Source organism: Roseimaritima sediminicola, assembly GCF_009618275.1.
Lineage (GTDB): Bacteria > Planctomycetota > Planctomycetia > Pirellulales > Pirellulaceae > Roseimaritima > Roseimaritima sediminicola.
This window is the reverse complement of the sequence record NZ_WIAD01000001.1, coordinates 22,945-36,175: the sequence shown is the minus strand read 5'-3', so window position 1 is coordinate 36,175 and position 13,231 is coordinate 22,945. Positions and strand designations below refer to the sequence as shown.

The following is a 13,231-nucleotide window of genomic DNA, read 5'->3' as shown; positions in this document are numbered from 1 at the left end:
GCTACCCGAGCAACTGATCCGCTACAAGGCATCCGCAGTCGGACCCACACGCCGCTGGTTCCTCTGCTGCCGCAACTGTCGACAGGACTTGAGGCTGAGTGCGCCGTCCTACCGCAGCAATTTTGGTGGCCTGGGCTTCATACCCGGCGAGGACGATTGGGGAGTCCGAAGCAGGAATTCCACACCGTTCAGGTGGAACTAAAGTAAGATTCCTTTGATTTGCTTGAAACTATAACGGCCTCCGGGCCGGTGTCAAGGCCTTCCCGAGGACCACCTGTATTATAGGCCGTCTGCGGCCCGGATCAACGCGCACGATCGCAAAAGTTGTCCTGAGTTTCAACTTCCGCTTCAGCGGCATATTCGTTACAGCCGATCTTCCTTGAACGTACCGGATTCATTTTGACCCCAGATGCGAGGGATCGCAATGCGATCTACGATCCTCATCCTCGTCGGCCTATTGCTGCTGTGGACACCTCCGCTGCGCGCTGAAATCGCTTGGCAGGACAACCTGCGAGCGGCTCACCAGCAAGCGGAGCAGAGCGGCAAGCTGCTGTTGCTGCACTTCTACACCGACCACTGCCACTGGTGTGACAAGCTGGAGGCCGGGGCGTTTCAATCGCCGCAGTTGGCCGCCGCGATCGAAGCGTATTACGTGCCGGTCAGAGTGCATGCCGGCCACCATCCGGAATTGGCCAAGACCTTCAAGGTCAGCCGCTTTCCGACCGACGTGATCGTCGCCGCCGACGGTTCGGTTCTCGGCCACGGCACCAGCCCGCAGGCGGCCGAGGATTACATCGCGATGCTGGCCCGTTACGAACGCCACGCTCCGGCGGCCCTCGAGCCGGCCACACCCAACAACACCCAGTTGGCGGCCCGCGATCCCCAGCCAGCATCCCCTGCGGCTCCGGTCCAGAACAATCCCGCCGCCTTTGTTCCCGGTTTGCCGGCCGGAGCCGCGCAGCCGCAGATCAACCAGTTTGCTGTACAGGCCGAGCAGGCCAATGCCCAGCCCGCCGGCCCGCAGAACTCTGGGCGGGCGGCACCTGCGGCTGCGATGCCGCAAGCCACGGCCACCGCCCAGCTGAACCTGCCGGCGGCAAATCCTCAAGTCGCTCCGGCTCCGAGCCTGGCGCTGCCGCCGATGCGTTCCGGCACGCCGGCGATCGCCGCCGGTCATCGCACCGATGGCATGTCCCTGTCGATGCCCCTGCCCAGCAGCCCCACCGAATCCGCGCTGGCCGAACCGACCGCAGCGGGATGCTGTGACGTTTCCGGAGCTGGGCCCGCTGCCTGCGACTTGAACACCGCGGCCGCTGCGGCCGAACAGCCGACGGAGGACGTGGCGAGCACCAAGGCGAGCGAAGCGAATGAGCCGCCGCTGGCCATGGAGGGCTACTGCCCGGTGGCCGTGCTGGATGAGGCGCAGTGGGTGATCGGCGATCCACAGTACGGGCTGATCCACCTGGGCCAGCTGTATCTGTTTTCCAGCGCTAGCGCGATGGAGCGGTTTCGCAACTCGCCCGACACTTACGCACCGGTCATGAATGGCATGGACGTCGTGCTGTTCTTCGAGGAACGGCGATTGGTGCAGGGCAGCCGCGAATGGGGCGTGACGGATCACGAATTCAATCGCATTTTCTTCTTCGCTAGCGAGGAAACCCGAGATCGCTTCGAACGCGAGCACATTCGTTACACGCGGCCGGCGATCGCCATCACTCGCCAAGCGGCTCTGGAAGCCAATCAGGCCACGCGCTAAGCCGCCGACGTCTCCACTCGCAGCCCGTAGCCGAAGTCGCCAGACTTTGGGTGCAGTACGAAGGACGCCCGGTCGTCCCCAACTCTGGCGAGTTCGGCGACGCGCAAGCTCGGCGACGACGAGGCACCGCTTACATCCGCTCGACCACTTCGATGCCCAGCAACCCCAGGCCGGTGCGGATCACTCGACTGGTCGCCACGACCAGGGCCAGGCGAGAGGCCTGCACCGCCGGATCGTCGGCTTTCCAAACCGGACAGTTGTCGTTGAAGACCATGTACTTCCGCGCGGTCTCGTACAGGTAGTCGACCAGGGCGCTCGGTGCATAGTCGTCGGCCACTTGCTGGAGGGCTTCGGGCAGACGCAGCAGCGCCAGGGCCAGCGACCGTTCGGCGTCGGCGGCCACCGAGATCGGATGTTCGGCTTTGCGGACGTCGTCTTCGCTGGTCTGGCCGGCGCGGAGGATCCCCTGGGTGCGAGCGTAGGCGTACTGCAGATAGGCCACCGTATTGCCTTCCAACGCGACCATCTTCTGAAGGCTGAAGCGGTAGTCGCTGGTGCGGTGATGGGCCAGGTCGGCATACTTGATGGCGCCGTGGCCGATCACGCGAGCGATCCGCTGCCGCTCCGCTTCGCTCAGCGGCGGGTCCAGTTTGGCGGTTCGATCGGGATCGCAGACGGCATCCATCGCGGCGGCAACGGCGTCGTCGAGCAAGCCTTCGAGCCCGGCGTTGTTGCCGGAACGGGTTTTCAGGGGTTTGCCGTCCTCGCCCAGAACGGTCCCGAAGTTAACGTGTCGCAGCCGCAGGTGGCCCAGTCCGATCAAGGGTGCGACGGCGAACAGTTTGTCGAAGTGGTCACTCTGCCGCGAATCGACCACGTACAGGATTTCGTCCGCAGCGAAATGTTCGTTGCGGTACTTCAGCGTGGCCAAGTCCGTCGTGCCATACAGGAACGCCCCATCCTTTTTCTGGATGATCATGGGGGCGTCGAAATCGGGCAGGAATATGCACACCGCGCCTTCGCTGTCACGGGCCAGCCCCGCTTCTTTCAGCTCTTGGACGACGCCCGGCAGCATCGGGTGATAAAAGCTCTCGCCCAGGGTGTGGTCGAAGTGGATGTCCAGCCGCTGGTAGACGCGATTGATTTCGTCCTGGCAGTGGGGCAGGAAGCGATCCCAGAGCGCTCGATTTTCCGGATCACCCTGATGCAGTTTGGCCGTCTCGTTGAGAACATCGGTGGCGATCGTAGTGTGCTGGCCGGCGACCGCCAGCAGCGTATCGTCGGCTTCGACCGCATCGACCTTGTGCTGCAGGCCGACCACCTTGTCGGCCGCCGCGGCGGCCCTGCGCGACAGGGCGTCGGATTGTTTCTTGTGTCTCTTGCGCTCCGCCTTGTCCTCGATGTCCTGGGCCGCTTGCCGGGCCTGATCGGCCTCTTCACGCAGCGTTTCGGCCGTGGTGCGCGCCTCGGGCAGAGCGACCACGGCGCTGTGGTAATCGATCAGGCTGTTGACCATGCGGTACAGCCGAACCAGTTCGGCCACCGGAGCGGCTTCGAAGGCCGCCTGGTCGACGAAATGCTTGTAGCCGTAGATGATCATCCCGAACTGAGTGCCCCAGTCGCCGAGGTGATTGTCGGTGATCACGCGGTGCCCGAGGAACCGAAAGCAGCGGGCCAACGCGTCGCCGATCACGGTCGAGCGGATGTGGCCGACGTGCATCGGTTTGGCGACGTTGGGCGACGAGAAATCAATCAGCAGGGTCCGCGGCTGCTCCGGTGGCTCCACGCCCAGGGCTGAATCGTCCAGCAGCGCCGTGGCGGCTTCGCCGATCCAGTCGTCGCGGAGACGCAAATTAATGAATCCCGGGCCGGCGATTTCCGGTTCGTGACAGAGGTCGGCCACCTGCAAGTGGTCGACGATCTGCTGGGCGATTTCCCGCGGTGGCCGGTTCAATCGCTGCTTCAGCGGCATCGCGCAGTTGGCCTGGTAGTCGCCGAAACGCGGGTCCTGGGTGGGCCGCAGCATCTGGGCGACCTCGTCCGGATCGTCCACCAAGTGCGCAAGGGCCGCGGCCAGACGCTGTTTCAGTAAGCTGGCAATCTGCATGGGTCAGCTGTCCGCCTGCGAAGGATCGCTCAAACCCAGGTCCGCCAGCGGAACCACTTTGGCGTCGGCCCACAGCGATTCCAGGTCGTAATAGGACCGGGTCTCCTCGTCGAACAAATGGACCACCACCGAGCCGTAGTCCAGGACGATCCAGCGACTCTCGTCATAGCCCTCGATGTTTAACCGTTGGTCGTCCAGCTGTTTTTCCAGCACATCATCGATCTCCTCGCTGATCGCGTGCAGCTGGCGGCGACTGGTGCCGGTGGCGATCACAAAGTAATCGAACAGGGCCGTTTGTTTGCAAACGTCCAGCACCTGGACGCTCTGGCCCCGGTTATCGATCGCCACCTTGGCCGCGGCGGTGGCCAGCTGGAGGCTCCGCTCGGTGCCGTGGGGGCGCAGCGAACGCGGCGATTCCGGCTGCTCGGCAGTTTCCGGCTGCTCGGCGGAGTCCGCTTGGCCAGAGATTTCCGGTTGTTCGGAGGGGTCCGGTTGGTCGGCTTGTTGGTCAGGTTCAGTCACACTAATTCCGCAGCGGTTTGCAGTAAACGAGTCCGTCGCCCAGATCCGACGCCCAGAGGTGGGGAACGCGGCGAGCCGTATTCTAACGATCCCGAGCGTCCTGTCACGACACCTTGGACGGCCAGCCGTTTGGGGTAGGCTCTGAAGCGGTAGCGGATCGGAATCGAGATCGAAATCGCCCTCGAAACCGATCACACGCATCACAACGCTTACGATCCAGCCTGAAGAGCCGCGGGGCGGCTTTGACGGCTTCGAAAAAATCTCACGGAGACGCTGCTCATGACTCAGTGGTTAGAAGCCGGCCAGAAAGCTCCCGCGTTCGAGCTGGAGAGCTACGAGGGCCAGACGAAGAAGCTGGCCGATTATGCGGGCCGCATCGTGGTGCTGTATTTCTATCCTCGGGACAACACCCCGGGCTGCACGCGGCAGGCCTGTGCGTTTCGCGACGCCCAGGACCGATTGGCCGCGGCCGGAGCGGTCGTGCTGGGGGTCAGTCCCGACGCGGTGGCCAGTCACGAAGGGTTTCGCGACAAGTACGAGCTGAATTTTCCGCTGCTGGCCGATCCCGATCACGCGGTCGCCGAAGCCTACGGGGCTTGGCGCGAAAAGAATCTGTACGGCAAAAAGTCGATGGGTATCCAGCGAAGCACGTTTTTGATCGACGGCGAAGGGATGATCGTCAAGGTCTGGAAACGGGTCCGGGTCGACGGGCACGAGGAGCAGGTCTTGGCCGCGATCGAGGCGCTGGGCTGACCTTGGGGGTGAGCGCCGCAGGGCGTTAGCGCTGCGTCAACATTTGCTCTTAGGGTCTGGCCGTAGCTGAAGTCGCCAGACTTCGGACCCTCTTGCCGCTTCAGTCCAACCTCTGGCGAGATCGGCTACCCTGAAATTAGGCTTTGACGCACCGCTAGCGCCCGGCGGCTGATGGGGAACCGTGGGCTAGTGCCCAAACGGCTGATGGAGTGCATCAGCCGCAACGCGCTAGCGTACGGTTCCGTTTGGCGGAGGCTTACGATGATCTGTTGCGCCCAAGAACCGTGGGCTAGCGCCCAAACGGCTGATGGAGTGCATCAGCCGCAACGCGCTAGCGTACGGTTCCGTTTGGCGGAGGCTTGCGATGATCTGTTGCGCCCAAGAACCGTGGGCTAGCGCCCAAACGGCTGATGGAGTGCATCAGCCGCAACGCACTAGCGTACGGTTCCGTTTGGCGGAGGCTTACGATGATCTGTTGCGTCCAAGAACCGTGGGCTAGCGCCCAAACGGCTGATGGAGTGCATCAGCCGCAACGCGCTAGCGTACGGTTCCGTTTGGCGGAGGCTTACGATGATCTGTTGCGTCCAAGAACCGTGGGCTAGCGCCCAAACGGCTGATGGAGTGCATCAGCCGCAACGCACTAGCGTACGGTTCCGTTTGGCGGAGGCTTGCGATGATCTGTTGCGCCCAAGAACCGTGGGCTAGCGCCCAAACGGCTGATGGGCAGCGCATAAAAAAAAGAAGGCGGAACCCGGGGAGCCGGATTCCGCCTTCTCGTCGTGTCGATCTAAGCGATCTTAAAGCTGTTCCAGAGAGCGCTGTTTAGCAGCCGCAAGCTGGTTCGCAGCAGTCGTTGTTGCTGTGGCAGCCGCCGAACAGGCGGTGCAGCAGACCGCGAACGCGGTTGCGTTGCGGCGGGCAGCAAGCAGCGGCTTGGCCGCAGCATCCGCCGTGGCAGCCGTCGTTGCCGCAGCAGCAGTCCGAAGCCGAAGCCGGAGCACCGCAGCAGGCCGGAGCCGGGCAGCAGACGGTCACGGGAACTTGTTCGCACACCACGCGGGGCACGCACACGGTGACGGTGTAAGGTTCGCAAACCTTCACGCAACGCGGCACGCGGACCGTTTCGGTGTAGCACTCTTTGCGGCACACGGTGTAGCACTCGGTGCGGGTGCGGCACTCGGGAACCAGCTTGCAGGTGGTGTAGGTGCAGACCTTGGTGCGGCACTCAGGAACCATCTTGCAGACGGTGTAGTTGCAGACCTTGGTGCGGGGCTCGCAAACCCAGCGGCAGGTCGTGTAGTTGCAAACCTTGGTGCGGCACTCGGGAACCATCTTGCAGACGGTGTACTTGCAGACCTTCTGACGCTGTTCGCACTTGTAGGTGCAAACGGTGTACTGGCAGGTCTTGGTACGGCACTCGGGAACCATCTTGCAGACGGTGTAGTTGCAGACCTTGGTGCGGCACTCAGGAACCATCTTGCAGACGGTGTACTTGACGACCTTGGTGCGGCACTCGGGAACGCGACGGCACACGGTGTAAGGCACTTCGCGGGTACGGCACTCGCGACGGTACTTGGTGCACGTGATTTCCTTGGTCTCGCAGGTCGGGACCCAGACTTTCTTGCAGATCGTCTTGGGGCAACCCTGTTCGCAGATCACGCGGCATTCGCCGGGCGTGTACACGCAGCGGCAGGTGCACGGATCGTAGGTCCAGGTGCCGGGCTCACGCACGACGCGGCGGATCATCGGGCCGGGAACGGTTTCGGTACGCGTTTCCCAGTGACCACCACGGACCTGAACGGTGCGGGTTTCTTGGTACGGCACACAGACGCTGTAGGTCTCGGTGCGAACCTTCTGCTCACGCACGGTGTTGTAGACCGTGTAGTTGATCGTCCGCTCACGCTGCTCGTACACGGGCTTCATGACGGTGTAGTTGATCGTCTTTTGACGAGTCTCGTAGACCGGCTTCATGACCGTGTAGTTGATCGTGCGCGTTTTGACTTCACGGTGCGGCACCCGCACGGTGTAGTTGATCACGCGCTCGCGCTGCTCGTACACGGGTTTCATGACCGTGTAGTTGATCGTCTTCTGGTGCGTCTCGTACACGGGCTTTTTGACCGTGTAGTTGATCGTCCGCTGACGGGTCTCGTACACCGGTTTCATGACCGTGTAGTTGATCGTCTTCTGGTGCGTTTCGCGGACCGGTTTCATCACCGTGTAGCTGACTTCGCGAGTCCGCTGTTCGGGAACCAGTCGAGTCCGCTGGACTTCCTTCTCGTCCCAGACGCGCTCGTAACGGGTGCGGTAGCGCGTCTCTTGACGCTGCTCCATCACCGTGCGGCGAATCGTCCGCATGACCGTGTAGGATCCGCAGTCGGCTGCGGGGCTGCCTGCAACCGCGGCGCCTTCGGCCACCGCGGCTCCTTCGGCAGCGACGCCGCCGTCGGCAACCACACTTCCTCCACAGCTACTACACCCGTCGTAGCTGATCGCACCGCTGTACGCAGCGTCGACCTGCTGGGCTGCTCCGGTAACCAATGCGGCTACCAGGGCTGGCAACAACCAAAGCCTTCTCATTTCCATCTCTCCGTGTAAACAACGCTAAAATGCTGGACGCAGCTTCGCCGCCGACCTGACGCGGTTCAGCGGTTGTGCAAGGGAGCTCTTTCCTGGTCGCGTCACCGGTACGGCTACGGCCGCTACGTATGGCCTGTCCCCCGTGGTGCGTCTGATAAAGTGGGCGTACTACGCAGCCCTACCTGATCCAGGAAACCAATCCCTTTGCACGAACTACATCGACTACGCAGCAAAGGTTGAACACAGAAACGATGAGGCAAGCAGAAAATGGGATGTTTAGGGGGTCTGGCAAGGTCCGCAGACGCCGCCGGTATGGGTTGTACCGGTTTTGCGAAATAATGGTTGCCTCCACGCCTCGAAGTGTTGCCCTCAGGCGACCCCAGGACGCAGCAGCGGCCGCGGGATGGCCCGGCCATGGATGAACCAGTACCGAAATCCCAGAAAACCCCCGGAAAACCCATGTCGACCGAACCGCCCGGCGATGCGGAGCCGCACGCCGCCGAAGGCGTCTCGCCTGGCGCCAGTGGCGGGGATATCCCCCCAGCGGCAGTGGGCCGATTGAGCCTATACCTGCGCGAGCTGCGGCGTTTGGCCGCCGCCGGAAGCGACCATGCGAGCAGCCGCCAACTCGGCCAACTGCTGGGGGTTTCCGATGCGGTCGTGCGGCGGGATCTGGCCTACCTGAAACCCCAAGGTCGCCGCGGCGTGGGCTATGTGATCCGGCCGCTGGTCCAGCGGATCCGGCAGACGCTGGGGTCCAACCAAGTCTGGAATGTGGTGCTGTTGGGCACCGGCTCGCTGGGCAACGCGCTGCTGCGCTATCAGGGGTTCCAGGAACAGGGCTTCCGCTGGGTGGCGGCGTTCGACATCGCTCCGGAACGGATCGGAACGGTGGTGCAGGATGTGCCGGTGTATCACACCGACCAGCTGGAGCGGCGAATCCGAGAGCTGGAGGCGAATCTGGCGATTATCGCGGTACCGGCCGGGGCAACCGGCGAAATCGCCCGGCGGCTGGCCGCCGCGGGCATCACCGGGATCCTGAATTTTGCCCCGGTCGCGCTGCGTGTGGGCGATGAAATCTGCGTGGCAAACGTCGATTTGGCCAGCGAACTGCAGCAGTTGGCCTTCTCGGTGCTGATCGCCGGCGAGCCGGCCGACGGCAAACCCGAAAAAAGCTCCCTGAAATCCTCCAAAAATCCGTGAACCCCGCTTAACGATTCGCCGACCTATTGGCTAAGATGACCGCTCACACACCGCACCCTGCCCCGTGGTGTAATTGGCAACACAGCTGATTTTGGTTCAGCCATTCTAGGTTCGAGTCCTAGCGGGGTAATTTTAAGCTTTTCAAGCTTTGCTTTCTTCTTTCGCGCGACGGCTGGTCGCGCCTCTCGTAGCTAAATCCGCCAGGATTTGGACGTGCACCCGTAGCTGAATTCGCCAGAATTTGGACGTGCAGCGCCGCCACCTCCTCGCGCGATTCTGCTCCTAGCAGGAATCGATGCATAACGGTGCGTCACCGTCCCGTATCTGTGGTAAAGGCCCGAGGCTCGCGGGCTGTGAGTCAGTAAGCCGTTTAGGCACTTGCCTCGGTTTCGTCACCAAGTAACCGGCTAGCGTCCAAGCGGCTTAAATACGCAGTGGGTTGCTCCGAAGTCCGGCGATTTCAGCGACGGCGCCGGGGGACGCCCCGGTGTTTTTTTGGAGGTTTTCCCGGCGGGGGGGTACATTGCAGGTACGGCGCAGGCTGTGGGAACGGCCGTCGCCGTCGTCTGTTTACTCTTTTCGGGAAACCCGACCATGTACCACCGCTGTCTGCTGCCGCGTCCGATGTGTTTGTCCCTAGCCTTGGTCGGCTTGGCATGCACCCCGACCTTCGCCGACGACCCACCTCATCCATCCGATGCCAAGGGCTCGCAGTCGGCCCCTGCGCGAGCCGCTGCGGATCCGTTTGCACCTGCGGATCCGTTTGCAGCTGCCCAATCGGGGGCGAGAGACCCTTTCGGCAGTTCCGAGGGCAAGGCCAGTCGAGACCCCTTCGGCCCGGCGCCCGAGCGCCGCAAAGGAGAACAGGACGCCTCGGCCAACCAAGATAAAAAAACCAAGCCAGCTCGGCAGGCAACAGCCGAGATGATCACGGCCGAACAGCGGCTCCGTCAGATGCTGCGCGAGAAGACGACGGTGGAGTTTTTTGAAACGCCTTTGGAAGATGCCGTGCAGGTGCTCAGCGAAAAGCACCAGTTGCCGATTTTGATCGATCGGCGAGCTCTGGAGGAGATCGGACTGGATAAAGAGGTCCCGGTCACGCTGAACGTTTCCAATATCTCCCTGCAATCCGCCCTGCGATTACTGTTGAACGAGGCGGACCTGGTGGCCGTGGTTCGCGACGAGGTGGTCGTGGTCACGACGAAGGAAAACGCCGAGAGCCAATTGGAAACGAGGACGTATCCCCTGGACAAAGTCGGTGTGCGAGCCGGTAGTGCGGCGACGTTGCTGACTCGGACGATCCAGCCGGATACGTGGGAGAACTTCGGCGGTCCCTCGTCGGTGGTGGCTTTGAGCAGTGCTGAGACAGGTCGCGATCTGTTGGTGATATCCGCGCCGTCCAACGTTCACAGTCAGATCCAAGATCTATTCGACCGCTTGAGTGGCGCCGAGCTGAAGGACGCCGAGGTCGTGTCACCGGATGGTGTCAACTCCGGGGGGATTTCCTCGATGGATGACATGGACGGCTTCGAAGAGGCCTTGGAAGGGGAGATGGGATTTGGAGGGCATTAAGCGGCGCAGGGCGGTTTGACAGAGGGTCTGGGGGGTCGGATAATCGCCGCCATGAGCGAACCAGAAAATGCCTCCGGGCCCGATGACTCCGCCGCCGAATCCGCACCGCGCCGGCTGCCTGCGCTGCATCCACACCAGCGACGCGTGTTGGCGGTATTGGTCGAGAAGGCCAAGACGACGCCCGACAGCTATCCGCTTTCGCTGAACGCGATCCAGGTCGGCTGCAATCAGAAATCGAACCGCGATCCCGTGATGCAGCTCGACGGCGACGACGTCCTGATCGCGCTGGATGGCCTGCGGGCTCTGGAGGCGGTGACCGAGATTCAGGGCGGCGGCCGGGTCAGCAAGTACCGGCACCACGCCTATGACTGGCTGGGCGTTCGCGGCAAGCACGCCGCGGTGATGATCGAGCTGCTTCTGCGCGGTCCGCAGACGCTGGGCGAGATTCGCGCTCGCGCGTCGCGGATGGAAAAGCTGGAAGATCTGCAGACAACAACGAACATCGTCAACGATCTTATCTCGCAGAATCTGGTCATGGCCTTGGGCCGCCCGGGCCGCGGTCAGCAGTTTGCGCACACGTTGTACGAGCCGGATGAGATGCAGCGGTTGCGAACCGCGGACGAAGAAAACGAAGCCCCGGTAGCCACGCCGCCGGCGCAGGCGACGACGCCGGTCGCACCGGCCGCGGTCGACTCCGGCTGGGAATCGTTGCAAAAACAGATCGACGCCCTGACGGACCGCATCGAGCAGCTGGAGAAACGGCTCGATTCCTGAGCCGCGAGCGTCGGAACTCGCGGCGCTCGTGGGTTGGAATGGTGATTCGCGTTTTCACACCGCAACCAACCCCAGCCGAACGCGCGAGCGTCGGGTCTCGCGGCGCGGGAGGTCGTTGCGGCGGTTCGTGTTTCCGCACCTTTGTCGGTTGCGCGATATTGCCGCGGGGAACACCGTCGTGGCTAGGAGACCCGCGAAAGAGCGCCGTCGGCTTAGTTTGGCCTCGCGGCGTTGGAGGGACGTTGCGGCGGTACGCGTTTCTGCACCGCAACCGCCCCCCAGCCGAACGCGCTAGCGTCGGGTCTCGCGGCGCTGGAGGGTCGTTGCGCCGGTTCGCGTTTCCGCACCTTTATCGGTTGCGCAATACTGCCGCGGGGCCCACGTCGTGGCTAGGAAACCCGCGAGCCCCGTCGGCTCAGGTCGCTGGTGGCAGGGGGACGTGGCCGGGGCGGTACAGGGTGTTGTAGGCGCAGAACGGAATTAAATGGCCGCTGGGCAGAACGTGGTGCGTGCAGCACTTCATCAGGCGACGGATGTCGAAGTTATAGGCGTCCAGAAAATTGGTGATGGTGATGCGAAACACGTCTCGAGCGCCCGCTTGCCCGGCGATCACGCGTCCGAAAAAATCCTCGGCGACGCGTCGCTGCGCGTCCGAAACGGCCGCTGCGTCCGCACCGCTTTCGGCTTCCCCGCAACCGCATCCGCTGCCACACCCCGAGGCTCGGCCCAGATACTGCGCGATCAATTGCTTGGAACGCTCGCGGGTGAAACTGATCCCGTTGGCCAACAGGTCGCGGTCGCGGCTGACGTCCATCACGCGGGCCAGCGGCAGGAGACCGCCTCCGCTGCGAATCGCCAACATGATCTGGTGGCAGTTCGGATGGGCGCAGGGCAGGGGAGTGAAGTCGTTTTCGGCCAGCATCCCACCGCTGGCCGCGGCGATGCCGCGAATCACATCGGGAAAGGTCACCCGTTGTTCCAGGACGCTGGGCAGGACGTGGCGGCCGCTGTACGTCGCCGGCTGGAGGCTCAGCCCCACGACGTTGGGACGCCGCATCGCCTCGCCGATCAACCGCTCGTACACCCGGTGGTCATCGGGGCCGTGCAGCGTGGCGACCAACGTCACATTCAAATCGGCTTCGGCTAAGCGGTCCAGGGCGCGCTGTTTGCGCGGGGCCAGCGTCTCGCCGCGCAGTGCCCGTTCGCCTGAAGCATCGCGGCCATCGAACTGGAAATAGATCTCCAGTCGCTCGCGCCGTTTGGCGAGGGCCTCGACCAGAGCCGCGTCGCTGGCAAATCGCAGCCCGTTGGTGTTGATCATGACGTAATCGATGGGCTGGCCGAGGGCATAGTCGACGATTTCCAGTAGATGCGGATGGATCGTGGGTTCGCCGCCGGAAATCTGGCAGACTTCCGCATGCCCCTCGGCCGCGACCAGAGCATCGATGGCTGCTTTGGCTTGTTCCACCGAGAGGTGTTCGCCGCCGGGACCACTGCTGGCGAAGCACATCGGGCATTTCAGGTTGCACGAGGCGGTAACTTCGACCAAGCCGATGCAGGTGTGTTGTTCGTGTTCCTCGCACAGCCCGCAGTCATAGGGACAGCCCTTGTTGGCGGCGACCGAGACCCGCTCGGGCAACTTGGCCGGCAGAGCGGTTTCCAGGCGGTCGTACCAGCGGACGTCGGAGCAGACGAAATCTTCGCGAGGCCCGTGCCGGGGACAGCGTTTCTGGAAATAAACGCGGCCTGAGCGGACGATGATCTTGGCACGCACCACCTGCATGCACTGCGGACACAGGCTGTCGGTGGTGCCGAGATACGTGTAATCGCGATGTTTGGCCGCCGGACTTGCGCCCCCCGCCTTTCCTGCACCGTTCGCGTTTCCGGCAGGGGACGCTTCGGGCACGCCGGCGGCGCCGCCCGGATTGACAACGGGCAGCGGTTTGGGCGTGTGGGCATCCATGACA

9 protein-coding genes and 1 tRNA gene are annotated in these 13,231 nt (G+C 63.1%); 6 read left to right on the top strand and 4 right to left on the bottom strand.

What is annotated here, in order from left to right; all coding sequences use genetic code 11:
• The first annotated feature begins 424 nt into the window (after positions 1 to 424).
• A complete protein-coding gene (locus GE027_RS00120; RefSeq protein WP_162006505.1) occupies positions 425 to 1,756 on the top strand; it encodes a DUF255 domain-containing protein in 1,332 nt (443 codons plus the stop codon).
• A gap of 130 nt (positions 1,757 to 1,886) precedes the next feature.
• Here GE027_RS00120 and argS read toward each other — a convergent pair whose 3' ends face one another.
• Together argS and rsfS are read right to left on the bottom strand one after the other, a co-directional pair.
• The gene (gene argS, locus GE027_RS00115) at positions 1,887 to 3,863 is read right to left on the bottom strand and encodes an arginine--tRNA ligase (RefSeq protein WP_153555135.1); all 1,977 of its coding nucleotides are present in this window, start codon (positions 3,861 to 3,863) and stop codon (positions 1,887 to 1,889) included.
• 3 nt (positions 3,864 to 3,866) lie between these two features.
• Positions 3,867 to 4,385: a ribosome silencing factor gene (gene rsfS, locus GE027_RS23240; RefSeq protein ID WP_390621561.1), complete on the bottom strand. Its 519-nt coding sequence runs from the start codon at positions 4,383 to 4,385 to the stop codon at positions 3,867 to 3,869.
• A gap of 279 nt (positions 4,386 to 4,664) precedes the next feature.
• On the opposite strand from rsfS, the gene bcp reads away from it, so the two are divergent.
• On the top strand, positions 4,665 to 5,138 hold the full coding sequence (gene bcp, locus GE027_RS00105) for a thioredoxin-dependent thiol peroxidase (protein ID WP_153555133.1): 474 nt from the start codon (positions 4,665 to 4,667) through the stop codon (positions 5,136 to 5,138).
• 822 nt (positions 5,139 to 5,960) lie between these two features.
• Here the strand turns inward: bcp and GE027_RS00100 are convergent.
• Positions 5,961 to 7,715, bottom strand: a complete 1,755-nt coding sequence (locus GE027_RS00100; RefSeq protein WP_153555132.1) for a hypothetical protein — start codon at positions 7,713 to 7,715, stop codon at positions 5,961 to 5,963.
• Positions 7,716 to 8,174: 459 nt separating this feature from the next.
• Between GE027_RS00100 and GE027_RS00095 the strand changes: the two genes are divergently transcribed.
• The 4 genes from GE027_RS00095 to GE027_RS00080 all read left to right on the top strand — a co-directional run bounded on the left by GE027_RS00095 (position 8,175) and on the right by GE027_RS00080 (position 11,264).
• Entirely contained in the window at positions 8,175 to 8,918 is a 744-nt protein-coding gene (locus GE027_RS00095) for a redox-sensing transcriptional repressor Rex (protein ID WP_153555131.1), read from the top strand.
• Positions 8,919 to 8,976: 58 nt separating this feature from the next.
• Positions 8,977 to 9,048: transfer RNA gene (locus GE027_RS00090), tRNA-Gln, on the top strand.
• A 464-nt stretch (positions 9,049 to 9,512) separates the two neighbouring features.
• Positions 9,513 to 10,490 carry a hypothetical protein gene (locus tag GE027_RS00085; RefSeq protein ID WP_153555130.1) on the top strand — a complete coding sequence of 326 codons (978 nt, stop codon included), beginning with the start codon at positions 9,513 to 9,515 and terminating at the stop codon, positions 10,488 to 10,490.
• Positions 10,491 to 10,541: 51 nt separating this feature from the next.
• Positions 10,542 to 11,264, top strand: a complete 723-nt coding sequence (locus tag GE027_RS00080; RefSeq protein WP_153555129.1) for a YceH family protein — start codon at positions 10,542 to 10,544, stop codon at positions 11,262 to 11,264.
• Positions 11,265 to 11,679: 415 nt separating this feature from the next.
• Here the strand turns inward: GE027_RS00080 and GE027_RS00075 are convergent, their stop codons facing one another.
• Positions 11,680 to 13,227 carry a radical SAM protein gene (locus GE027_RS00075; RefSeq protein WP_153555128.1) on the bottom strand — a complete coding sequence of 516 codons (1,548 nt, stop codon included), beginning with the start codon at positions 13,225 to 13,227 and terminating at the stop codon, positions 11,680 to 11,682.
• Between the last annotated feature and the right edge of the window lie 4 nt (positions 13,228 to 13,231).